Annotated in this window: 20 protein-coding genes; 11 read left to right on the forward strand and 9 right to left on the reverse strand. The window is 71.0% G+C overall.

Annotated elements, in window-relative coordinates; genetic code table 11:
• Positions 1 to 4: 4 nt before the first annotated feature.
• The 4 genes from RAC69_RS05690 to RAC69_RS05705 are packed head-to-tail and all read right to left on the reverse strand — an operon-like array spanning position 5 to position 1,883.
• A complete protein-coding gene (locus RAC69_RS05690; protein WP_375085770.1) occupies positions 5 to 271 on the reverse strand; it encodes a hypothetical protein in 267 nt (88 codons plus the stop codon).
• On the reverse strand, positions 268 to 708 hold the full coding sequence (locus tag RAC69_RS05695) for a hypothetical protein (RefSeq protein ID WP_375085771.1): 441 nt from the start codon (positions 706 to 708) through the stop codon (positions 268 to 270). The genes RAC69_RS05690 and RAC69_RS05695 overlap by 4 nt, the downstream gene beginning before the upstream one ends.
• Before the next feature lie 20 nt (positions 709 to 728).
• On the reverse strand, positions 729 to 1,148 hold the full coding sequence (locus tag RAC69_RS05700; protein WP_375085773.1) for a MarR family winged helix-turn-helix transcriptional regulator: 420 nt from the start codon (positions 1,146 to 1,148) through the stop codon (positions 729 to 731).
• A gap of 45 nt (positions 1,149 to 1,193) precedes the next feature.
• Positions 1,194 to 1,883, reverse strand: coding sequence for a MerR family transcriptional regulator (locus RAC69_RS05705; protein ID WP_375085774.1), 690 nt, complete (start codon positions 1,881 to 1,883; stop codon positions 1,194 to 1,196).
• A 252-nt stretch (positions 1,884 to 2,135) separates the two neighbouring features.
• Here RAC69_RS05705 and RAC69_RS05710 point away from each other — a divergent pair, with 252 nt between their 5' ends.
• The 8 genes from RAC69_RS05710 to RAC69_RS05745 all read left to right on the forward strand — a co-directional run bounded on the left by RAC69_RS05710 (position 2,136) and on the right by RAC69_RS05745 (position 9,745).
• Positions 2,136 to 2,666 carry a putative immunity protein gene (locus tag RAC69_RS05710; RefSeq protein WP_375085775.1) on the forward strand — a complete coding sequence of 177 codons (531 nt, stop codon included), beginning with the start codon at positions 2,136 to 2,138 and terminating at the stop codon, positions 2,664 to 2,666.
• A gap of 45 nt (positions 2,667 to 2,711) precedes the next feature.
• Positions 2,712 to 3,389 (forward strand): response regulator transcription factor, encoded by a 678-nt coding sequence (locus RAC69_RS05715; RefSeq protein ID WP_375085776.1) that lies wholly within the window; start codon positions 2,712 to 2,714, stop codon positions 3,387 to 3,389.
• Positions 3,382 to 4,707, forward strand: a complete 1,326-nt coding sequence (locus RAC69_RS05720; RefSeq protein ID WP_375085777.1) for a sensor histidine kinase — start codon at positions 3,382 to 3,384, stop codon at positions 4,705 to 4,707. The genes RAC69_RS05715 and RAC69_RS05720 overlap by 8 nt, the downstream gene beginning before the upstream one ends.
• An 88-nt stretch (positions 4,708 to 4,795) precedes the next feature.
• Positions 4,796 to 5,626 carry a PepSY domain-containing protein gene (locus tag RAC69_RS05725; protein ID WP_375085779.1) on the forward strand — a complete coding sequence of 277 codons (831 nt, stop codon included), beginning with the start codon at positions 4,796 to 4,798 and terminating at the stop codon, positions 5,624 to 5,626.
• Between the two features lie 86 nt (positions 5,627 to 5,712).
• The gene (locus RAC69_RS05730) at positions 5,713 to 5,940 is read left to right on the forward strand and encodes an RNA-binding S4 domain-containing protein (RefSeq protein WP_375085781.1); all 228 of its coding nucleotides are present in this window, start codon (positions 5,713 to 5,715) and stop codon (positions 5,938 to 5,940) included.
• A gap of 103 nt (positions 5,941 to 6,043) precedes the next feature.
• Entirely contained in the window at positions 6,044 to 7,849 is a 1,806-nt protein-coding gene (locus tag RAC69_RS05735) for a glycoside hydrolase family 15 protein (protein WP_375085783.1), read from the forward strand.
• A 71-nt stretch (positions 7,850 to 7,920) separates the two neighbouring features.
• Positions 7,921 to 8,817, forward strand: a complete 897-nt coding sequence (locus RAC69_RS05740) for an SDR family oxidoreductase (protein ID WP_375085785.1) — start codon at positions 7,921 to 7,923, stop codon at positions 8,815 to 8,817.
• Between the two features lie 142 nt (positions 8,818 to 8,959).
• Positions 8,960 to 9,745, forward strand: coding sequence for a DNA/RNA non-specific endonuclease (locus tag RAC69_RS05745; protein WP_375085787.1), 786 nt, complete (start codon positions 8,960 to 8,962; stop codon positions 9,743 to 9,745).
• A 189-nt stretch (positions 9,746 to 9,934) separates the two neighbouring features.
• On the opposite strand, the gene RAC69_RS05750 is transcribed toward RAC69_RS05745, so the two are convergent.
• The 4 genes from RAC69_RS05750 to RAC69_RS05765 all read right to left on the reverse strand — a co-directional run bounded on the left by RAC69_RS05750 (position 9,935) and on the right by RAC69_RS05765 (position 16,610).
• Positions 9,935 to 10,858 carry a zinc-binding dehydrogenase gene (locus tag RAC69_RS05750; protein ID WP_375085788.1) on the reverse strand — a complete coding sequence of 308 codons (924 nt, stop codon included), beginning with the start codon at positions 10,856 to 10,858 and terminating at the stop codon, positions 9,935 to 9,937.
• Between the two features lie 184 nt (positions 10,859 to 11,042).
• Positions 11,043 to 14,162, reverse strand: coding sequence for an LPXTG cell wall anchor domain-containing protein (locus RAC69_RS05755; RefSeq protein ID WP_375085789.1), 3,120 nt, complete (start codon positions 14,160 to 14,162; stop codon positions 11,043 to 11,045).
• A 260-nt stretch (positions 14,163 to 14,422) separates the two neighbouring features.
• On the reverse strand, positions 14,423 to 15,967 hold the full coding sequence (locus RAC69_RS05760) for a LuxR C-terminal-related transcriptional regulator (protein WP_375085791.1): 1,545 nt from the start codon (positions 15,965 to 15,967) through the stop codon (positions 14,423 to 14,425).
• 103 nt (positions 15,968 to 16,070) lie between these two features.
• Complete coding sequence (locus tag RAC69_RS05765; RefSeq protein ID WP_375085793.1) at positions 16,071 to 16,610, reverse strand: TetR/AcrR family transcriptional regulator; 540 nt, start codon at positions 16,608 to 16,610, stop codon at positions 16,071 to 16,073.
• 89 nt (positions 16,611 to 16,699) lie between these two features.
• Between RAC69_RS05765 and RAC69_RS05770 the strand changes: the two genes are divergently transcribed.
• Positions 16,700 to 17,647, forward strand: a complete 948-nt coding sequence (locus tag RAC69_RS05770) for an SDR family NAD(P)-dependent oxidoreductase (RefSeq protein WP_375085795.1) — start codon at positions 16,700 to 16,702, stop codon at positions 17,645 to 17,647.
• Between the two features lie 33 nt (positions 17,648 to 17,680).
• On the opposite strand, the gene dnaB is transcribed toward RAC69_RS05770, so the two are convergent.
• The gene (gene dnaB / locus RAC69_RS05775; RefSeq protein WP_096713560.1) at positions 17,681 to 19,054 is read right to left on the reverse strand and encodes a replicative DNA helicase; all 1,374 of its coding nucleotides are present in this window, start codon (positions 19,052 to 19,054) and stop codon (positions 17,681 to 17,683) included.
• Between the two features lie 542 nt (positions 19,055 to 19,596).
• On the opposite strand from dnaB, the gene RAC69_RS05780 reads away from it, so the two are divergent.
• Positions 19,597 to 20,598, forward strand: coding sequence for a hypothetical protein (locus RAC69_RS05780; RefSeq protein WP_375085796.1), 1,002 nt, complete (start codon positions 19,597 to 19,599; stop codon positions 20,596 to 20,598).
• A 107-nt stretch (positions 20,599 to 20,705) separates the two neighbouring features.
• Positions 20,706 to 22,541, forward strand: a complete 1,836-nt coding sequence (locus RAC69_RS05785) for a beta strand repeat-containing protein (protein ID WP_375085798.1) — start codon at positions 20,706 to 20,708, stop codon at positions 22,539 to 22,541.
• Positions 22,542 to 22,657: the final 116 nt, after the last annotated feature.

Raw genomic sequence — 22,657 nt, forward strand, 5'->3', positions numbered from 1 at the left:
GCGTTCACCGCCGCCTCGACTCCGTCCGCACGTTCACGAGGGTGAGGACCCCGCCGAGCACGGGGATCAGCGCCATCAGGCGCGTGCGGAGCAGAAGACCACGACCGAGCAGTGCCGTCACGGCGACCGCCAGGTAGAGGACGCCGTGCACAGGACCGAGCACGGATGCGACGCCCTCCCTGTGCACGGTCAGCAGATTCCCGAGCAGCACCAGGATGCTCAGCAGCTCGAGCGCTGACAGCGCTTCGAGGGTGCGCAGCAGCGGGCTCACTCGGCACCCGGCCGGACGATCATCAGCACCACCACGACCGCCCACATCACGTTGAACAGACCGGTCATCATCCCGAGGGTCCGTCGCCCGCGCCCGTCGAGCGGAGCGGCGAGCGCGTCGCGCTGCGACGGCACGATCCGCAGCGCGAGAAGTCCGCCGGCGACAGCGGTGAGCACCATGGCTGTCGTGATCCAGACCTCGCCCAGCCGACCCTGCACCGCGGCGAGCGCGAGGCCCACCAGCGGGACGACGAGCGCGAGGATGCCATACACACGTGTGATGCGATGCAGCACCGTCGCGACGGCCAGACCGGGTGCGACGGATCCGCCGTCGGCCGGCGCGCGCGCGAAGCGCGGGAAGATGCTCGTGGTGACGGCGACCGGTCCGACGAAGAGGATGCCGGCGAGCACGTGGATGGCGAGAAGGGCGTTCTCCATACCTTTAGTATAACTAAAGGTCACCCGCTCCGATTCCTCCGCGCGTCGAACTCCGCGCGCAACGCGCCGCTCAGCGCAGGATGCGTCTCGGCGAACCTCGCGTCCAGCTCGGCAAGGGATTCCGCTGCGGCTGACAGCATCCGCTCGCCCTGCGGCGTCACCTGCAGATGCGACGCCGCGCCCGCGCGCTCGGTGGCGTCGGCGACCAGCCCATCGTTCTTGAGTCCGGCCACCGCCACGTGTGCGCTGGGTGTGGTGATGCGCGACCGACGGGCGAGTTCGCTGAAGGAGATGCCGGGTGTCGACCGGATGTGGCCGAGCAGCGCGTACTTGCGGGAGGTGAGCCCGAGCGGCTTGAGCGCCGCCGCGAAGTCCTTCTCCCACGCCGTGACGATGGTCAGCAGCGCGATCGTCGGGCTGAACGGCGGGGAGTCGGACACCCGTTCAGGGTAGTCGCCGAGTCGCGCGCGCGCTCGCCTGCGGCGTCAGAAGCCGACGAGCAGCTCGTGCAGCGCGGATGCGGCGGCGAGCAGCGCGACGCTGCGGCGGGTGAGGGCGCTCAGCCGTTCGGTCAGCACGCGCTCGGCGTCGGCGGTGATCCCCTTCTCGCGCACCTGATCGAGAATGCCGGCGATCAGCGGGATGCTGTACCCGCCCGACCGCAGAGCCGCGACGATCCGCACCTCGGTGATGGCCGCCGCACGGTACGACCGCGTCACGTGCCGGCGGTCCGGATGCACGAGGCCTTCCCTCTCCCAGTGCCTCAGCGCCGACGGGCGCACTCCGACGGCGACGGCGAGCTCCGCGATCGACATCGCATCGGCATCCTCGAAGACGTCGTCGGCATCGGTCATCGCCGCCTCCAGTCCCTGCAGCGCCTCGCGCACGCGTCGCCGCTCGTCGGCGATGTCGACATGCAGTGCATCGATCCGCTCGGCCGCGATCTCGACCGGGTCGGCGATCAGCGAGGGCATAAGCGCCCTGGCGCTGACCGGCCCGATCGCTGCGGCGAGATCGCGATAAGCGCGCAGCGCCACGGCGTGACGGCGCTCGTAGCGGCGGTAGCCGTTGGACCCGCGCGTCGACGGAGGAAGCACGCCGAGCCGCTCGAGGTCACGCACCTGCTGTGTCGAGTATCCGACGAGGCTCGCGAGCTGCGATGTCGTGCGCGTCACTTGAGGGTTTCCCTGTCTCTTCCCTGTGATCTCGGCATCCCGGTCCACATAAGCACATCAACGTCACCATGGAGGTATGGACATGCAGACGATCATCGGAGACCTCCGTGGCCGCACGCGCGCGGCGGAGAACGCAGATCCCGCAGCATCTCCGCGCGGCACCGAGGACGTCGGGCGTCATCCCGTCTCCGACCCCTCCGGATGCGCGGGCGTCGCCGGACCCCTGTCCGCACGATGCGCGCGGTGACGGCGATGGCGAAGTCGCTGTCACCGCAGTCTTTGAGCGAGGCCGACCGTCGGGAGCTCGCGCTGTGGGCGGCGGACTGCGCCGAACGGGTGCTTCCGCTGTTCGAGCGCGAGGCGCCTGGCGACGGCCGGACACGCGACGCCATCGCGCGCGCCAGGGCGTTCGGACGCGGAGAACGGGACGCCGCCGGCGAGATCCGCCGACGATTCATGGCCGGGCGTGCTGCGGCGAGCGCGAGCACTCCGGCGGGTGTCGCCGCTGCGCGATCCGCCGCGCAGGCGGCCGGCGTCGCTCACATGGGTGCGCACGCCCTGGGCGCCGCCGCGTACGCTGTCGAGGCCGTCGGTCCATCTCCGGCGGACGCCGCGTCGGAGATCGACGCTCAGCTCGCACTCCTCAGCGCCGCCGCGACGTCGGCCCTCCGCCGTCTGCCGCCGTTGGGCGAGGACGCGTCGGGGCCGCTCGGCCCGGGGCTGCTCGACCGCGGGGTGCGCGGGGACAGCATCCGCGTGATCCAGGCACGCCTGCGGGTCTGAGCGCTCTTCAGCCCGGATTCAGCACGCGGCCACCACACTGGAGAGATGCGGATCCTGGTGGTGGACGACGAGGTGCGCCTCGCCGACGCCGTGCGTCGAGGACTCGAGGCCGAGGGCTTCGCAGTCGATGTCGCGCACAACGGCGTCGACGGGCTGTGGCGTGCGCGGGAGACCCGCTACGACGCGATCGTGCTCGACCTCATGATGCCGGGGATGAGCGGCTGGAAGGTCTGCGAGGCGCTGCGCGCGGAGGAGAACTGGACCCCCGTGCTCATGCTCACCGCGAAGGACGGCGAGTGGGATCAGGTCGAGGCGCTCGAGAGCGGCGCCGACGACTACGTCACGAAGCCGTTCTCGTTCGCGATCCTCGTCGCCCGCCTCCGCGCGCTCGTCCGGCGGGGAGCGGTCGCCCGGCCCGCGGTCCTCGAAGCGGGCGATCTGCGTCTCGACCCCGCCGCGCACCGCGTGTGGCGCGGCGACACCGCCATCACCCTCACGGCACGCGAGTTCGCGGTGCTCGAGCATCTGATGCGGCACCGCGGCCAGGTGCTCTCGAAGCGCTCCCTGATCGACGGCGTGTGGGACGACGATTTCGACGGCGACCCGAACATCGTCGAGGTGTACGTCGGCCACCTGCGCCGCAAGGTCGACAAGCCGTTCGGCCGCGAGGCGATCGAGACCATCCGCGGCGCCGGGTACCGGTTGGCGGCCGACGGTGGGTAGCCGCGGCTGGCGCTCCGTTCGGGGCAGGACGACGCTCGGCGCCACGGCCGTCGTCGCCGTCGCGCTGATCGTCGGAGCGTTCTCGTTCTACGGCATCCTGACCACCAGCATCCGCGCCAACACCGAGCGTGCCGCCGAGCAGCGCGTGGAAGAGCTCGCCGACCGGCTGGACGGACCCGGCGGCCGCGACATCCGCACCCTCGACGACGAGATCGTGCAGATCATCGGCCCGGACGGCGTCGTGCGCGCGGCGAGCGAAGAGGCACAGGACGAGCTGGGCTCGACCGCGCTGCCCTTCGACGGCGATACTCACACCCGAACGATCGACGGCACGCCGATGCTCGTGGTGTCGGAGGACCTGCGCGACGATCAGACGATCGTGCTCGCGGTGCGTCTGGACGACGACGACGAGGCGCTGTCGACCGTGGCGGTGCTGCTGATCGTGGCCGTCCCGCTGCTGCTGATCCTCGTGGCGGTCACGACGTGGCTCGTCGTCGGCCGCGCCCTGCGTCCCGTGAACCGCATCCGCGAAGAGGTCGACGGCATCACCGCCGAACGCCTGCACCGCCGCGTCGCAGTGCCGCCGTCGGCCGATGAGATCGCCGCGCTCGCCACCACCATGAACGGGATGCTGGACAGGCTCGACGCCTCAGCCACCGCCCAGCGGCGCTTCGTGTCCGACGCCTCGCACGAACTGCGATCACCCCTCGCGACCATCCGCCAGCACGCCGAGCTCGCCCAGGCGCACCCCGGCGCCACCAGCATCGGCGAACTGGCCGAGGTCGTGTCGGAGGAGGGGCTGCGCCTGCAGGGCATCGTCGAGTCGCTGCTGCTGCTCGCCCGCCTCGACGAGGGTGCGGGCTCCCATGCCGAGCCCGTCGACCTCGACGACATCGCGCTCGGCGAAGTGCGACGGCTGCGGGCGTCCGGCCTCGACGTCGACGGCTCGGGCGTCACGGCAGCGCGGGTCCACGGCGACCCCCGCCTGCTCGGACAGCTGCTGCGCAACCTCGCCGACAACGCCGCCCGGCACAGCCGCGGACGCCTCGCGATCGGCGTCACGCCCGCCGACCGGCACGTGTTCGTCACGGTCGAGGACGACGGCGCCGGCGTTCCCCCCGAGGAACGCGAGCGCATCTTCGAACGCTTCGTGCGACTCGACGAGGCCAGGAGCCGGGATGCCGGGGGCAGCGGCCTCGGACTCGCGATCGTCCGCGCGATCGCCACCGCCGCCGGCGGAGCGGTCACGGTCGACGACTCGCGCTGGGGCGGGGCGCGCTTCGTCGTGACGCTGCCTCTCGCCCATCCGGGTCGGTGAGCGCGTCGCACGGCCCTCCCCGCGTTCCTGAAATGGGCTTCAGGTGGCTTCAGGATCGCTTCAGCGCCCCTCCGCCACCATCGGAGACATGAACGACAAGACCCCGAACCAGGACCACAGCTCCGACGAGACCACCCCGATCCCGTCACCGGATGCCCCGACGGTGCCCGTCGCTCCGGCGTCCGCCACTCCCGAAGCCACCGAAACCGTCCCTGCGGAGCCCACCTCTGCGGAGCCCACACCCGGGGTAAGGAAGGGCCGCAAGCGCGGTCTGCTGATCGGCGGCGGGGTGCTCGCCGCACTGCTGCTCGCGGGGGGTGGCGTCGCGGTCGGCGCGGCCATCGGCGACGAGTTCGGCGACGATGACGACCGTCCCGGCTTCTCCGACGGACCGCGCGACGACCATGGCCCCGGCCAGGGCCAGCAGGACGGACGCCCCGGCGACCGCGGCCGCGACGACGATGGTCCCGACGGAAGACCGGCCGACGGTCCCGTGTCCGGCATCGGCACGGCATCCGCCGACGAGATCGTCGACATCGCGAACGCGGCGCGCGGCGCAGCCGAGGGAGACGTCACATCGATCGACGCGAAGCGCGACGGCTCGTGGGAGGTCGAGCTCACGACCGCGACCGGCGGAGAGACCGAGGTCCGCGTCGATGCCGAGGGCACGGCGACGGTGGTGTCCTCCCACGACGAGGACGAGGACGACACCGCGCCCGCGTACGTTCTCGACGACGCGGCCATCCGCGCACTCGTCGCCGCCGCGCTCGCCGAGGCGGACGGCGTGGTCACCGACCTCGATGCCGACGACGACGCGTCCAGCCCGTACGACGCGCAGGTCGTGACCGATGACCGCCGGTCGATCGACATCGACTTCGACTCCGGTTTCGCGGTCGTCGGCACCGATTCCGACGACTGATCCGCCGGCAACCCGTCCTCCGGCTTCGGGGGCGAGGCGGCGGTCTCCGCCCCGCTCCCCATTCCCCTCGGCGATAGCATTCTGGAATGACGAACTCCGGCCCGATCGACGAGATCTCCATCGGCGGAGAGATGATCCGCCTCGGTCAGTTCCTGAAGTACTCGGGGCTGCTCGACTCCGGCGGAGACGCGAAAGAGGTCGTGATCGACGGCTTCGTGAGAGTGAACGGTGAGGTCGACAGACGTCGCGGACGCCAGCTGCACGACGGTGACCTCGTGACGTTCGAGGGACGCACCGTGCGCGTGCGCCCCTGACGACACCCTCTGCGCACGATCCTTCTGCGCACGCGCGTAACGCACACCCCCACCGCCGCGCAAGGTCTTTGCCCGTCGGCGCGGGCGGGGCGAGCATGAGGACATGCCGTCCTCCCCCTCCGTTCGACCGATCGATTCGTATGCGCCCATCGGCGACGGTCGCACGGTCGCGCTGATCGGCGATGACGGACGCGTCGATTGGCTGCCGCTCCCCGACCTCACCGATCTGCCCGTGTTCGCGCGGTTGCTCGACGACGAGACCGGCGGATGCTTCGAGCTGCGGCCCGTCTCGGAGTTCCGCTCCGCGCGGCGGTACATCCCCGACACGAACGTGCTCGAGACGACCTTCACGACCGACGACGGCGTGGTGCGGGTGACCGACGCGATGGTCTCCGGCGTCGCCGGACGGATGCCGTGGGCCGAGCTGGCCCGACGCATCGACGGCATCGAGGGCGCGGTCGCCATGCGGTGGCGCGTGCAGCCGGGTTCGTCGCTGCAGACGGCATCCCCGTGGCTGGAGCGCGCGCAGCACGGCGACGTGATCCGGAGCGGGAAGACCGCTTTCGCCTTGACGGGGTTCGAACACGGTCCGGCCGACCCCGACCCGGATGCCCCGCTCGGCGCCGAGCTCACCGGGGCATTCACCACCGCACCCGGGTCACGGCATCTGCTGGCGGTCGCCGCCACGCACGATGAGCCCTTGCATCTGCCCGACCCGCACAACGTCGACGACGGCATCGACCGCACGATCGCGCACTGGCAGCACTGGTCCCGGGTGTTCTCGTACGACGGGCCGTGGGGCGAGCAGGTGCAGCGCAGCGCGCTCGCCCTCAAGCTGCTGATCTACAGCCCCTCCGGCGCGATCGCCGCGGCCGCGACCACCTCGCTGCCCGAGAACCCCGAGGGCGGGAAGAACTGGGACTACCGGCACGCGTGGGTGCGCGACCTCGCGTACACGACACACGCGCTCGTGCGCTTCGGGCTGCGCGAGGAGACGCACGCCGCCCTGTCGTGGCTGCTGCACACCATCCGCCGCCATGGCGACGACCTGCACGTCATGTACACGCTCAACGGCGGCCTCGTACCGGCGCCCACCGAGTACGACGTGTCCGGCTGGAACGGCCTCGGACCCGTCGTGACCGGGAATCCGGCCGGCGAGCAGCTGCAGCTCGGCGTGTACGGCGACCTCATGGCGATCTGCCGTACCTACGTCGACGCGGGAAACGTGCTCGACATCGGCACCGGACGGATGCTGTCGCAGATCGCCGACCGCACCTGCGACGTGTGGCGCAACCCCGACTCGGGAATGTGGGAGCTGCCGGAGGAGCGCCACTACACGTCATCGAAGATGGGCTGCTGGAAAGCACTGGAGGATGCTGTCGCCCTCGCCGAAGCGGGCGCCATCCCCGGGAGCGCCGAGCGGTGGCGGGCGGAGCGCGACCGCATCCGTCACTGGATCGACGAGCACTGCTGGTCGGAGGAGCGTTCCGCATACGTCTTCTATGCCGGCGCCGACACCCTCGACGCGTCGGTCCTGCTGCACGCGCCGAGCGGCTTCGACCGCGGCGAGCGCATGTCGACGACGATCGACGCCCTGATCGAGGAGCTCGGGGCCGGCGCGCTGCTGTACCGCTACAGCGGCGTCTCGGCTGAGGAGAAGACGTTCGTCGCATGCGCGTTCTGGCTGACCGAAGCGCTCGCCTGCGTCGGCCGTCACCAGGAGGCGCGGGAGCGGATGGACCAGCTGCTCGCCCTCGCGAACGACGTCGGCATCTACGCCGAGATGATCGACGCCGACGACGGCTCGGCCTGGGGCAACACGCCGCAGGCGCTGAGCCATCTAGCGTTCCTGACCGCGGCCATGACCATGCGCGAGGTCATGCCCGACGACCTGCTGCCCGACAGCTGACCGCACTCCGGGCGGCCGACCGCCCGGACCGCAGACCGACCACAGACCGGAAAACAAGGAGAGGACACACCATGTCTCGTGACCAGTACACCTTCGTCAACCCCGCAGAGCTCTACTCCGACATCGAACCGCAGAAGCAGCAGATGTCCGAGCCGGGCCTCGACGCCGACCTCACCCCGAAGGCCGACCTCGGCGAGGAGTCGTACCGCGGCTCCGACCGCCTGAAGGGCCGCAAGGCTCTCATCACGGGCGGCGACTCCGGCATCGGTGCGGCCACGGCGATCGCGTTCGCCCGTGAGGGTGCGGACGTCGCCCTGTCGTACCTGCCCGAGGAGGAGGAGGATGCGGCGCGCATCGCCGGCATCCTGCGCGAAGCGGGTGCGAACGTCGCGACCATCCCCGGCGACCTGCGCGACCCCGAGTACTGCCGCACCCTGGTCTCCGAGGCCGTCGGCGCGCTCGGAGGGCTCGACATCCTCGTCAACAACGGCGGCAAGCAGATCTTCCAGGAGTCGCTGACCGACATCACCGACGAGCAGTTCGACGACACCTTCAAGACCAATGTCTACGCGATGTTCTGGATCACGAAGGCAGCCCTGCCGCACCTGAAGCCCGGGTCGACGATCATCAACACGACCTCGATCCAGGCGTACTCGCCGTCGGGCATCCTCGTCGACTACGCGTCGACCAAGGCGACGATCAACGCGTTCACGAAGGGTCTCGCCGACCAGCTCGCGCCGAAGGGCATCCGCGTGAACGCCGTCGCGCCCGGGCCGATCTGGACGCCGCTGCAGCCGAGCGACGGCCAGCCGCAGGAGAAGATCGAGCAGTTCGGCGAGGAGACCCCGCTCGGACGCATGGGGCAGCCGGCCGAGCTCGCGCCGGCCTACGTGTTCCTCGCGTCGGCCGAGTCGAGCTACGTCGCCGGTGAGACGCTCAACGTGAACGGCGGCATGCCCACCCCGTGATCGGGATGCGTCGGCTCGCACACTCGTGATGCCGAGACCCATCGCTTTCACCGAGACCCATCGCCCGATACGTCGAAGCGGTGGGTCTCGGCGCAGGTGGTGGGTCTCGACGCCTGTCGGTGGGGCACGGCACGATGGGGTCATGGCTGCCGGATACGACATCGACTTCCTGCCCGCACCCCTGCCGCTGCCTGTGCCGCCGGGCGCGACTAGCGAGCTGACCTACCCCCGGTTCACCGTGCTGCTCGATCCGGAGCGCCGCCTCGCCGCGGTGACCGGGGTCAACATCGACGGCTCGCGACTCCTCGACCTGGGGCGCTCAGGAGAGTGGCGCCTTGATCCCCGCGTCGGCGCCGACTTGCAGACGGGGCCGCAGGTGTACGCGCGTAATGACCTCGACCGGGGGCACCTCGTGCGCAGACGGGACCCGGGCTGGGGCGGCGCGGCCGAGGCACGCGAGGCCATGGAGGCGACGTTCTTCTACCCCAACGCCGCCCCGCAGGCCGCCGGGTTCAACCAGTCGAAAGAGCTCTGGCTCGGACTCGAAGACCACGTGCTCGCGTACGCGCAGACGACGGATCAGCGCGTGTCGGTGTTCACGGCGCCCGTGCTCGGCGACGACGACCCGCCGTACCGCGGCATCCTCATCCCGCTGCGGTTCTGGAAGGTCGCCGCCTGGCAGGGGCCTGACGGGCTCGCCGCGGCCGGCTTCCTGCTCGACCAGTCGGATCTGGTCGATCTCTCGGAGGGTCTGCGTGCGGCGCCGCCGCTCGGCGGCTTCCGCACGTTCCAGGTCTCCGTCGCCGAGATCGCGCGTCTGACCGGGATCGACCTCGGTCCGCTGACGGATGCCGACGTGCTGCCGCGACGCACCGCGAGACCGACCGACCGCATCCCGCTCGCGACTCCCGCGGACATCGTGCTCTGACGCCCCACGGCGACTCCCGGCATACCGATACGCACACCCTCTTGCGCGGCGGGCGCAGGGGTGTCACGCTTGCGAAACAGCCATTCGCACCGCAATGCGGATGCTGCGGCGTCGCCCTTCGGCGATGCCAGGCGGGGCGCCCTTTCCGCCGCCTCCCCCGTGGTGGGGGCGTCCCGCCTGCAACGCGCCTCAGTCGTCGTGCGCGATTCGGAACACCGGGCGACCGGAGGTCCGCGCGCCACCCGATGCCACCCAGTCGGCCACCTCGGTCCAGGGCCGGATGTCGAGCGGGCCGACGTCGAGGTCCCGGTCCGCGGCCAGGTAGGCCATCTCCTCCGGCAGTCCTGGCTCGGATCCGAGGAAGAAGCTCGTGATGGAACGATCCGCGGTCGCGGGGTCTGCGACGAACGCGCCGTAGGGGAAGTGCTCGTCGGCGCCGGCCGCGTGCCCGAGCGCGATGGCCGTGCCTCCCGGTGCGAGCAGAGAGTAGGCGCGCACCAGCTCGTCGCCGCCGATGAGGTCGATCGCGCCGTGCACGCGGCCCTCGACGGCCTCGGTCGTACCGTGCACCTCGTGCGCACCGAGACGGCGGAGCTCCTCGTGCTGTCCTCCGTCGCGTGCCACCGCGACCACGTGCGCGCCCGAGCGCGCAGCGAGCTGCACCGCGACACGGCCGACGGCTCCGGTCGCGCCGACGATCAGCATCCGCCGTCCGAGCACCGAGCCGAGGCGCCGCACGGCCCGGAGCGCACTGGTCGCCGGCACCGGCAGGGTCGCGAGGCGCTCGGGCGAGACGTCGCGCGGCGCGGACGCCGTCATGGTGTGCGGCACAGCTCTGTGCTCCGCCCATCCGCGTGCCGCGAGGCTGAGGAAGACGACCCGCTCCCCCGCCTGCGGCCCGAGCCCGTCCGCCGCAGCCTCGATCACCACACCGCTTCCGTCCCACCCCGGGATCGCTCCATCGGAGAGGGAGGCCAGCGCAGCGAGGTCCCCGGGATTCGGGGCGAACGCATCGACGCGCACCAGCAGCTCATCGGGGCGCGGCGTCGGCTCGGGCACGTCGGCGAGCGCCAGCCCGCCGGGCTCCTGCGCGTTCTTCGTCCAGGCCAGCATCGGTCCGTCCTCCCGTGTCGTTCCGTGGGGAGCAACCGGTCGCTCGGAAGCGGCATTCCCGTGCGCGAGCGTCAGCGGGAGCCGGATCGGGCATCGGCACGCAGACGGACGACGAGCAGGACCGCGCCCGGACGCGACTGTGCGGTGCCCGCGTCACCGCGGGCACCGCACAGTCGTCAGGGCGTCAGCCGATCAGCTGATCAGCATCCTCCGTCGCGCGCTTCCGGCGGATCAGGAGCAGAGCCCCACCGCTGGCGAGCAGCATCAGCGCGGCGACCACGACCCACGCCGCGACCTCGCCACCGGTAACGGCGAGCGGGACGCCGGGCGTCTCGACCGACACGATCGACGGATCGGAGGTGAAGGGGTCACCGCCGGGGGTGGTGCCGCCGGCCGTCGCCAGGTTGCGGATGGATCCGGCATCCAGATCAGCCTGCGTCACCGAGTACGTCGCCGTGCAGGTGACCTGCGCGCCGGGGGCGAGCGATGCCGCTCCCGCGGGGCAGGTGACCGCCGACAGCGTCCCGGTGCCGGTGAAGCCGGTCTCGTTCACGACGATGTCGGTGAGCGTCAGGTTGCCGGTGTTGGTGACGACGAACGAGTAGGTGATCGCCTGTCCGACAGCCGTCGCACGGTCGATGCTCGCGGTCTTCACCACGTTCAGACCGGGAGCCGGCGCGCTGGGCACCGACACCTCGGACTCCGGCGACACGGGGTCGGGGCCGGTGGGCGGTGTGCCGGTGGCGGTCGCGGTGTTGGTCACCGTGCCCGCGTCGACGTCGGCCTGCACGACCGTGTAGGTCGCGGTGCAGGTGACCTGAGCGCCGGGAGCGAGAGACGCGGCCCCGGCCGGGCAGGTGATCGCCGACAGGTCGCCCGCACCCGAGAAGTCGCCTTCGACGACCTCCACGTCAGCGAGAGTGACGTTGCCGGTGTTCGTCACGAGGAAGGAGTACGTGATCTCCTGCCCCACGGCGATGTCGTCCTGCGCGGCCTCGTCGGCGGACTTCACGACCGTGATCGCGGGTGCCGGCGGGATGTCGACCGTGATCTCGTCCTCGGGCGAGACGGGCGGCGGCGTCAGCGGGTTCGGCGGGGTGCCGGTGCTGGTCGCCGCGTTCGTGACCGATCCGGCGTCGACGTCGGCCTGCGTCACGACGTAGGTCGCGGAGCAGGTGACGGAGGCGCCGGGGGCGAGGGATGCCGCGCCTGCCGGGCACGCGATCGCCGAGAGGTCGCCGGTGCCGGAGAAGTCCGTCTCGGTGACGGTCACGTCGGTCAGCGTCACGTTGCCCGTGTTCGTCACGAGGAACGAGTACGTGATCGTCTGGCCGGCGGCCGTGATCGTGGTCGGGTTCGCAGTCTTCTCGACCTCGAGCGCGGGTGCCGGGGGCACCTCGACGACGACCTCGTTCGAGGGGACGACCGGCGGCGGCGTCAGCGGGCTCGGCGGGGTGCCGGTCACCGATGCGGTGTTCGCGATCTCACCGGCGTCCACGTCGGCCTGCGTGGCGACGTAGGTCGCCGTGCAGGTCACGGAGGCGTTCGGCGCGAGCGCCGAGGCGCCTGCGGGGCAGGTGATCGCCGACAGCTGCCCGGTGCCCGAGAAGTCCGTGTCGGTGACGGTGACGTCGTTGAGCGTGACGTTGCCCGTGTTGGTGACGAGGAACGAGTACGTGATGGTCTCGCCGGCCTCATCGATCGTCTCGACGTCCGAGCTCTTCACGATCGTGAGGGCGGGAGCCGGGTCGACCGACGGGATGGTGACCTCGGACGGGGGCGATACGGGCGGCGGCCCCTGCGGCGGGGTGCCGGTCGCGGTCGCGGAGTTCGTGATCGAGCCGTTGTCGACGTCGTCCTGCGTGACCGTGTACGTCGCCGTGCAGGTCACGGAGGCAGCCGGCGCGAGGTTCGCCGCGCCCGCCGGGCAGACGACCGGCGAGAGGATGCCGGTTCCGGTGAACCCGGTGTCGGTGACCTCGACGTCGGTGAGCGCGACGTTTCCGGTGTTGGTGACGACGAAGGAGTAGGTGACGGCCTGGCCGGCGGTGAACTGCTCCTCCGAGGTGGGGGTCGCCGACTTCACGACGCGGATCGCCGGTGCCTGCTCGTCGAACACGACGGTGGTGTCGGCGGGCGGGTTGAGACCGGTGCTGGTGATGTTGTCCGGACCGTTCGTGAACGAGCCGGCCACCGGCGACGTGACGGTGACCGTGATCGCGCACGAGGCCATCCCGGCCGTGAGGTTGCCCGAGGCCGTGATCGTCGTGCCGCCCGCCGGGGCGTTCACCACTCCTGCGGGGCACGTGGTCGCGGCCGCGCCGTCGGCGATCGTCAGACCTGCCGGCAGGGCGTCGGTGAGCGACCAGCCGTTCTTGGCGGCCAGGTCGGCGGTGTTCGTCACGGTGAGGGTGAGCGTCGAAACCCCACCGGCGACGACGGATGCCGGGCTGAAGACCTTGTCGAGCTGCGGCGTGACGTCGAGGATGCGGATGTTGTCGAAGGCCGCGTCGTTGCCGACACCCGAGCCGTTCGCGTTCGTCATGCGGATGCCGAGGCTCGACCCCGAGAACAGCACCGAGCCGTTCGAGGTGTACGTGCCGACGTTGACGGGCTTGGCGGCGACCGGTCCGACGGCGGGCGCGTCGACAGTGGTCGTCGACGAGCAGGCGTTCAGCACACCGCCGACGTTCGTCGCCGTGCCGCCCTCGTTGAGGAAGGCGAACTGGTACTGGGGTGCGGACACCCCGCAGTTCACGGCGGCCGTGTCGACGCTGAAGGTCAGGAACCGGCCGGACGCCTGAGCGAGCGGGATGTTGTTCACGGTCTGGAACTCGACGAGGTTCGCGCCCGGGTTGCCCTCGGTGTACGCGGCGACGACGTCGTTCGTGTTGGGGTTGGCTGCGCCGCTATGCACGCCCAGACCGTACGCGAGCTGGCGCAGGTTGGCCGAGCTGCCGGCGTTGGCGCAGTTGCCCTGCGACGTGTACGGGATGTTGAAGTTGACGATGGCGCCGTTGCAGTTCGTGAGCCAAGCGGTGTCGGCCGTGTACGTCTGACCGCCCGCGCCGACGTACGAGGTGAGCACGACGGGCGCGGTGCCCGGACCGTTCTCGAAGTTCTCCTCGAAGACGACGCTGTTCGGCTGCGGTGTGCCCGGTGTGCCCGGCGCCGCCTGCGCGGCGGTCGCGACGCCGACGAGCGAGGCGCTCGCCAGAGCCAGAAGCCCGAGGGCGGCGGCGATCCTGCGCCCCGTCTCCCGTGCCGATGATGGGCGCGAGCGCCCCCGGTGGTTCCTTCGCATGACTCCCTCCCCGTCTGCCCGTGGGGCAGACCCTGTGTGCATGCGGCGCTGTCGTTCGGGTGCGCCGCTCGCACCGATGAGCGCGGCTCCACAACGCCGCGATGACTGCGGATCGGTTCGCGGGTGCAACTGCGCGACCGAGTCCAGGGGGAGTCTTTCAGCGGGGCGGGCATTCAGCTCAGGCACAGGAAGCGAATTCACCCCTCCGACCGATATATCACCCCTGGGTCGGAAGAGCGGCGGACGGCAGACGGCGCGGATCAGCGCCCGAGTTGGAACAGCTGCTGCAGTTGGGCCCTGTTCGACACCCCGAGCTTGCGATACGCCGTGCGCAGGTGGGTCTTCACGGTGTTGACGCTGACGTGGTGGTCGGCGGCGATCTCGACGTTCGACCGACCGGCGACCGCAGCGCGCACGACCGCGTTCTCGCGTCTCGTCAGAGCGTCGGTGCCCGCGATCGCTGCGTTGTCGACGACGGCGCGCAGCCTGTCGGCGATGTCGTGGTCGCCGCGTTCGTCCACGAGCTCGGCGAGGCGCTGCCGGGTCTTCGCCGATCCGAGGGCGAGGGCCGCGTGACAGCGATTCCAGCTCGCCAGCGCCGCCGCGCGGCGCAGCAGTTCGTCGCGCTGGTCGACGACGTCGGTGTCGGCAGCGATCAGCAGCGAGGGGACGAGCACGCGCGGGTGCGCACTCGAGGCCTGCAGCAGGGGTGCGACGACCGCGCGCGCCTCCGCTCCCCGGTCGAGGGCGAACAGCCGGAAGGCGTGCAGTGTCGCGCCGGTCTGCCGCACGACGCTCGACGCGGTGTCGACCGGCAGATCCCCGAGCGCCCGAGACGCTCGCTGCGGCTGATGCAGGATCTGCAGGAGCAGGTACCGCACGATGCTCGAGTACTCGGCGTTGAGCGGGACGTTCGCATACTCCGGGGCGAGCCCGCCGACGAACGCGTCGAACTCCGACAGCAGCGCCTGCGCGTCGCCGGGGTCGTCGGGCGTCAGGAAGGCGCGGAGCGCGAAATACGGCCCCCAGTAGTCCGGAGCGAGTCGGATGTCGACGCCGGAGAGCACGACACGGGCGGCGTCGGGTTCCAGGCGCTCGGTGTGGAGGATGGCTTCCGCCAGTCGCGCGGGAGTGACGGCGTCATCCGCCCACCAGGCGCCCTCGGGGATCTCCGGCATCCTGCCGAGCCATTCCGCGGCGTCCCGACCGCGACCGTGCAGGGCGTGGATCAGCGACGCGGCGCCGACCGAGCGGGAGTCCACCATCCGATTGCCGACCGACACGGACCAGTCGTGGCTCTGCGCGAACTGCTCGAGAGCATCGTCGAAGCGGCTCACGAGCAGGAACGCGACGCCCCAGTGGTAGTGGAACTCGGGGAGGGCGTTGGCGAACGTCGGGATCACCTCGACGGGGATGCTGCGCAGCATCGACACCGCGGATTCGGTGGCCCTGACGGCATCCCGATGACGACCCGCCCCGCGGGCGACGGCGATGCGTCCCGTCAGCGCGGCCAGACGGTCGAGCGGCGCAGCGGCCGGGTCGTCGGAGATGATGTCGGTGTACGCGCGCCCCTCCGGTTGGCCGTCGAGGGTGCGCCGCAGATACTGCTCGGCGAGACGGAGCCGCGAGTTCTGTGCCAGCACGTCCGGCGGCAGGGCGTGGATGACGTCGATCACCGCCTGCGGAGCGTCCTGCACGAGGGCGCTCCACTCGTCTCGGAGCAGCACGAGGACTGCATCCCATTCCTCCGCCTCCCGCGCGTCCTGCAGCGAACGCAGGACGGCGCTGTCGATCGGTGTGCTCATGAGTCTGTCCTCCCCAACAGAGTCGTGATCCCACGAGTCTCGCAGAACGCGGGAGGCGGCTTCGACCGGGGAGAACCGACGGGCGTCACCGGGCCCCTGGGCGTCACTCGGGTCGGATGCCGCCGAGGAGGACGTCGAGGAACAGGCGACGGTCGCCGTGGTCGCCGAGGCGGACGGCGTGCTCGACACCGCAGATGAGGTGCTCGAGCTGGACGATCGTGAGGTCGTCGCGCACCAGCCGCTCGCGGCGAGCTCGGTCGAGCACGGCCTCGAACGACTCGAAGATCTCGACCTTGAGCGCCCGCACATCGTCTTCCTCGTCGTCGGGCGAGAGCAGGACGGCCTGCAGTCCGCCGTCTTCCAGCTGAAGCGCGAGGGCGTTCTCCAGGAAGGTCGCGAGAGCGGAGCGGGTGTCGTCCTGCGCGGAGGCGGCGCGCGCGATCTCGACCATGCGCTCCAGCGTCTCGACGGAGAGCGCCTCGACGAGCGCATGCACGGTCGGGAAGTGGCGGTAGACGGTCCCGACACCGAGCCCGGCGTCTCGGGCGACGGCGTTCAGGCTCAGAGAGCTGCGCGGATGCTCGCGAGCGGCATCGAGGATCCGCTGGCGGCTGCGCACCGCATCCGCCCGCACCTGTCGCATGCGAAGAGTCTAGCAGTTCAAACGGATAGTGAATCCGTTTGTGTTATGTTCAAACGGATAACTCATCCGATTGACTCGAAGGATCCCCCGTGACCTGGAACCCCGCCCGCCTTCCCGACCAGAACGGTCGCACCCTCGTCGTCACGGGTGCCACGGCCGGCATCGGCTACTTCGCCGCCGAGCAGCTCGCCGGCGCCGGCGCAGACGTCGTGCTCGCCTCACGCTCCGCCTCCAAACTGGAGCGCGCCGCGGCGTCGATCCGCGACCAGGTGCCCGGCGCGTCCGTGCGGAGCGTCGTCGTCGACCTCGCCTCTCTCGAATCGATCGACCGCGCGGCCGACACCCTGCGCTCTCTCCCCCGCCTCGACGGACTGCTGCTCAACGGCGGTGCCATGACGCTGACGAAGGCCCGGGGTGCGACGACCCAGGACGGGCTCCCGCTGCTCCTCGGCACCCACGTCGTGTCGACCGTACGGCTGCTCGCCGGCATCCTGCCCGCTCTCGTCGCCTCGGCCGAGGCACACGCTGCCACCGGCCGCATCGTGCACACGTCCACCGGATTCGTCAGCCGTTTCCCGGCCGATGTGTCCGACCCTGCCCGCGTCCCGCGACTGGCGATCAGCGCGTACACGAAGGCCAAGACCGTGACCGAGGTGTTCGCCTTCGAGCTCGACCGACGACTGCGTGCGAACGAGATGCCCGTTCAATCACTCGTCGCCCGCCCCGGCGTCGGCGTCGATGCGAAGACCCCCGAGCGCGCCGGCATCCGCGACGCCACGACGCCGTACCAGCGCAATCCGTACACGCCGTGGGCGCAGGGCAAGGACACGGCTGCGTGGTCCTCGGTCCGGGCCCTCACCGATCCGCAGGCCGAGGGCGGGGAGTACTACTCGCCCACCGGGGCGCTGCGCGGGCAGCCGATCCGCATCACTCCGCTCGCGCGCACGCACGACCCCGACCCCGAGACGGCGGCATCGGTCTGGGCGCAGCTGGAAGACCTCGCGGGCGCGACCATCCCGGTGCCTGCGCTGCAGTGACGGCCGCCGCGAAAGCGCGGCGGTCATGACGACTCAGTTGAAGTCGCCACCCGGGGCCATGTCGGCGAAGCGAGAGTAGTGACCCTGGAACGCGACGGTGATCGTCGCGGTCGGACCGTTGCGGTGCTTCGCGACGATCAGGTCGGCCTCACCCGGACGCACGTCCTTGTCGTAGACCGAGTCGCGGTGCAACAGGATGACCATGTCGGCGTCCTGCTCGATCGAGCCCGACTCACGCAGGTCGCTGATCGCGGGCTTCTTGTCCTGCCGCTGCTCGGGGCCACGGTTCAGTTGCGAGAGGGCGATGACGGGAACCTGCAGCTCCTTGGCGATGAGCTTGAGGCTTCGCGAGAACTCCGAGACCTCCTGCTGGCGCGACTCGACGCGCTTGCCCGAGGTCATGAGCTGCAGGTAGTCGATGATGACCATCTTCAGACCGGCGCGCTGCTTGAGTCGCCGGCACTTCGCGCGGATCTCGACGAGCGTCATGTTCGGGCTGTCGTCGATGTAGAGCGGAGCGTCGTTGATGCGCCCGCGGGTCGAGGCGACGGTCGTCCAGTCGCGCGGGTCGAGCGTTCCCTTGCGCATGTTCTGCAGGGGGATCGCGCCCTCGGCGCTGAGCAGACGCATGGCGATCTCGCTCTTGCCCATCTCGAGCGAGAAGAAGATCGACGGGTAGTCATGACCGATGGAGGCCGCCCGCGCGAAGTCGAGCGCGAGGGTCGACTTGCCCATGGCGGGTCGGGCTGCGACGACGATCATCTGCCCGCCGTGCAGGCCGTTGGTGAGCTCGTCGAGCTCCCGGAATCCGGTGGGGATGCCGGTCATCGAGCCGTCGCGCCCGTTGGCCGCCTCGATCTCCTCGACCGCGGCGTCGACCGCGACCGTGAGCGGGACGTAGTCCTCGGCCGTCTCTGAGCCGGTGACCGAGTAGATCTCCGCCTGAGCGTTGTTCACGATGTCCGTCGCGTCGCCCTGACCGTCGTACCCGAGCTGCACGATGCGCGTGCCGGCGTCGACCAGACGGCGCAGGATCGCGCGCTCCGAGACGATGCCCGCGTAGTAGCCGGCGTTGGCCGCGGTCGGGACGATCGAGGTCAGCGTGTGCAGGTAGTCGGCGCCGCCGGCGCGACTCAGCTCGCCCGTCTTGATGAGCTCGTCGGTGACGGCCACGACGTCGGTGGGCTCGCCGTGCGAGTAGAGCGAGAGGATCGCCTCGTAGATGAGCTCGTGCTTGGGGATGTAGAAGTCGGCGCCCTTGAGCGTCTCGATCACATCGGCGACGGCATCCTTCGACAGCAGCATTCCGCCGAGCGCGCTCTGCTCGGCGAGCAGGTCGTGCGGCGGGGTGCGCTCAGGCTTGCGCTGGCCCCCGAGGCGCTCCTCGGAGATGTCGGCGATCGACACACTGCTCCCTTCGCTGCGACTGTCCCCCGGTGCGCGCCGCGACCGCGTCGCGCTCTGATTCCGGTCGGAGGACGATCTGCGCAGCAAATCACAGGCCTCCGACATCGGGTCGCTGGACCACGCTACGAGCGGGTGTTTCCAGTCGCAACACGGCCTGTGGATAACCATGTGGAGAGCGTGCGGAGAAGTCCGGAGTGTCTGTGCAGAACGGGTGTGGATAACCCGGTGGAGTACTAGGCGCGCGAGTTTTATTCTGCGCCGTGATCGGGGGTTTACCCTTTCCCCACCCTGTGGAGGGGAAAGTGCTTCAAGTGAACATTGAAGGTTCATCGAATCGCGAGCGGGATGTGTAGAACCTGGGGAAAGTCAAGCGGGGATTTCACCGGGCGCGTCGGCCGCTCGCGACGCCGACGATGCGCCGTGAACCATCGTTCAATTCATGCGCGCGGGGGTCTAGACAAGCCGGTATTCCGGGAGTATCGTCGCCCCCACATCAACGCAGGATGCATCGGAACGAAGGTCTTTCGGGGAGGGAAGCCGACGTGAACGCTCAAGCGACCCGACGCGGCGTACCCGCCGCCGTCCTCTGGGGTGGCGTGGGCGCTGTCGCGTGGGCCGCGATCACGATCCTCACGGGTGGCTCCTCCGCGCACGCCGACGAGCAGTCCGATGCCCCCCTTCTCGACAGCGTCTCCTCGCTCGTGAGCCAGACCGTCTCCACCGTCGGCAGCACCGTGACCGCTGTCACGCAGCCCGTGGTCACCCAGGTCGTGGCTCCGGTCGTCACCGAGGTCGTCGCTCCGGTCGTCACCCACGTGGCGGCGCCCGTGCAGCAGGCGGCCCCGGCCGTGGTCGAGACCGTGACCGAGACCGTCGCGGCCGTTCCCGTCGTCGGACCGGCGACCGCACCCGTCGTCGAGACCGTCACCGACACCGCTCAGGCCGCCGTGGCTCCGGTCACCGACCTGCTGCAGGATGCTCCGGTCTCGCAGGTCGTCCGCCCGGTGCAGGATGCCGTCTCGGCCCTGCCGATCGTCGGCAGCCTCGTCGACGGCCTGGGCGTGAACACCCTGCTCACCGACGTCGTGGGCGTCGTCGACGAGACCACCGCCGTCGTCGGCGGGGTCGTCGAGAACACGCTTCCGCCGGTGCTGGTCGCCCTCGATCCTGGGTCGGGCATCGTTGCGGATCGCCCTGATTCCGCGGCATCCGCCGTGTCGAGCTCGCACCCGCGGGGCACCCGTGCGCCCGCAGCCGCGACGCCAGGGAACCCCGCGACCGCCGCAGTCGAGCCGGTAGCCACCCCCGCTGCCCCGGCCACGAGTGCGCCCGCATCCGACGAGGAGAACGCCCCGTCTCCCTCGCACGGCGGTTCACCCGCCATCCCCGCGTCCGCCGGCTCCGGCGGCGCCTCCGGTCTCTCCCACGCGCGTCTCAGCGACGTGGGATACCCCGCGCTCCGTGCCGTGGAGCGCACCCCCGGTGCACCCGACGACGTCCTGCCGACGTCGCTGGTCGCCGACACCGACGTCTCTCCTGACTGACGGGTCGTCCGGTCGCTCCTCGTGAGCGACAGATGCCGTGCTGCGCGCGCACTCACCCTCGCGCGCACCCACATCGGACACTCAATTCCAGTCAGGAGAAGGACATCATGCGCACCATCCTCAAGCGGGCCCTCTGGGGCACGCTCATCGCCGGCGGGGTCACCCTGTTCGGCGCGACGGCCGCCAATGCGGCCGACACCTCGGGAGCAGACGGACTGCTCTCGGGAACGCAGGCGGACGCCCCCATCTCGGTGCCCGTCACGATCGTCGACAACGCGATCTCTCTGCTCGGAGATTCCTCCGCGCAGGCCGCTCCGGCGCCAGCCCCGGCACCGGCACCCGCTCCGGCCCCGGCTCCCGCACCCGCTCCCGCTCCGGCGACGAGCGGCGCGGACGGTGTCGCGTCGGGCACCCAGGCGGTCGTCACCGTCACCGTCCCCGTGACGGTGAGCGGCAACGGCGTCAGCCTCCTGGGCGACTCGTCGAGCGCTCCCGCAGCACCCGCACCCGCACCGGCAGCCCCCGCCGCCACCCCGTCGGTCACCACGAACGGCGCCGACGGCGTGCTCTCGGGTTCGCAGGCGCTGCTCGACGTCGACGTGCCGATCACCGTGACCGGCAACTCGCTCTCGCTCCTCGGCGACACCGCCTCCACCGGACAGGACGCCGCGGCACCGGCACCCGGGTCCGGCACGTCGGATGCCGCAGCGCCGAGCACCTCGGGTGACGACGGCGTCGCGAGCGGCACGCAGGTGACCGCGCCGATCACCGCCCCGGTGAACGTCAGCGGCAACGCCATCTCCCTCCTGGGCGACAGCTCGAGCGAGGGCGGCACGGCCCCGGCCGCTCCGGCCGGTTCCTCCGCACCCGCCACGGGTTCGACCACGACCGGAGACGACGGCATCCTGGGCGGCAGCCAGGTCACCGCCCCGATCACCGCCCCGGTGAACGTCAGCGGCAACGCCATCTCCCTCCTGGGCGACAGCTCGAGCGAGGGCGGCACGGCCCCGGCCGCTCCGGCCGGCTCGGGCACTCCGTCGACCGAGGCCTCGACCTCGGGTGACGACGGCGTCCTCGGCGGCACGCAGGTGACCGCTCCCGTCACTGCTCCCGTGACCGCCACCGGCAACGCGATCTCCCTCCTGGGCGACAGCGCCACCGACGGCGGCTCCACGCCGGCCGCTCCGGCCGGTTCGACGGCTCCGTCCACGGGCGCGACCACGAACGGCGACGACGGTGTCGCGAGCGGCACGCAGGTGACCGCTCCCGTCACGGCCCCCGTGACCGCGACCGGCAACGCGATCTCCGTGCTCGGAGACAGCGATGTCGCGGGCGGAACGGCTCCGGCCGCTCCGGCCACCGGCGGCACCTCGACCGGAGGAACCACCTCCGGTGACGACGGCGTCCTCGGCGGAACCCAGATCACCGCTCCCGTCACCGCGCCGGTGACGGGCACCGGCAACGCGATCTCCGTCCTCGGAGACAGCGAGGTCACCGGTGGCTCCACCACCGGAGCCCCGACGACGGGTGGCCCGACCACGGGTGGCGTGACCACCGGTGACGACGGCATCCTCGGCGGAACCCAGATCACCGCGCCCATCACCCTTCCGATCACCCTCGGCGGCAACGCCATCTCGGTCGGAGGCGACAGCACGGTGACCGGTCCCGGCACCGACCCCGGAACGGACCCGGGAACCGACCCGGGAACGGACCCCGGAACGGACCCCGGAACGGATCCTGGCACCGACCCCGGCACCACGCCCGGAACAACCCCGAGCACGACGGCAGCTGTGCTGTCGTCGAGCGGAGCCGTGACGGCCGCCGGCTCGTCGCAGGGACTCGCCCAGACGGGTGACGCCTCCTCCACGGGTCTCGCCGCTCTCGCCGCAGTGCTGCTGCTCCTCGGAGCAGGGATGCTGCTGCGTCGCCGCCTGACCGTGTGACAGGTCCCGGCGGTGCAGTCGTCCTCGGGGGAGGAGGCGCCGCACCGCCGGTGCGCGGGTCCCGGGCCGTCGGGAGGGGGACCCCTTCCTCGCCCGCCGGCAGATCGCGACGCCGC

This window comes from Microbacterium sp. LS_15 (assembly GCF_041954735.1).
GTDB lineage: Bacteria > Actinomycetota > Actinomycetes > Actinomycetales > Microbacteriaceae > Microbacterium.

Coding starts and splice junctions, on each gene's coding strand:
- RAC69_RS05695 (WP_375085771.1), bottom strand. CDS start 708: ATGGAGAACGCCCTTCTCGCCATCCACGTGCTCGCCGGCATCCTCTTC.
- RAC69_RS05710 (WP_375085775.1), top strand. CDS start 2,136: ATGGCGAAGTCGCTGTCACCGCAGTCTTTGAGCGAGGCCGACCGTCGG.
- RAC69_RS05715 (WP_375085776.1), top strand. CDS start 2,712: ATGCGGATCCTGGTGGTGGACGACGAGGTGCGCCTCGCCGACGCCGTG.
- RAC69_RS05725 (WP_375085779.1), top strand. CDS start 4,796: ATGAACGACAAGACCCCGAACCAGGACCACAGCTCCGACGAGACCACC.
- RAC69_RS05730 (WP_375085781.1), top strand. CDS start 5,713: ATGACGAACTCCGGCCCGATCGACGAGATCTCCATCGGCGGAGAGATG.
- RAC69_RS05735 (WP_375085783.1), top strand. CDS start 6,044: ATGCCGTCCTCCCCCTCCGTTCGACCGATCGATTCGTATGCGCCCATC.
- RAC69_RS05740 (WP_375085785.1), top strand. CDS start 7,921: ATGTCTCGTGACCAGTACACCTTCGTCAACCCCGCAGAGCTCTACTCC.
- RAC69_RS05745 (WP_375085787.1), top strand. CDS start 8,960: ATGGCTGCCGGATACGACATCGACTTCCTGCCCGCACCCCTGCCGCTG.
- RAC69_RS05750 (WP_375085788.1), bottom strand. CDS start 10,858: ATGCTGGCCTGGACGAAGAACGCGCAGGAGCCCGGCGGGCTGGCGCTC.
- RAC69_RS05755 (WP_375085789.1), bottom strand. CDS start 14,162: ATGCGAAGGAACCACCGGGGGCGCTCGCGCCCATCATCGGCACGGGAG.
- RAC69_RS05760 (WP_375085791.1), bottom strand. CDS start 15,967: ATGAGCACACCGATCGACAGCGCCGTCCTGCGTTCGCTGCAGGACGCG.
- RAC69_RS05765 (WP_375085793.1), bottom strand. CDS start 16,610: ATGCGACAGGTGCGGGCGGATGCGGTGCGCAGCCGCCAGCGGATCCTC.
- RAC69_RS05785 (WP_375085798.1), top strand. CDS start 20,706: ATGCGCACCATCCTCAAGCGGGCCCTCTGGGGCACGCTCATCGCCGGC.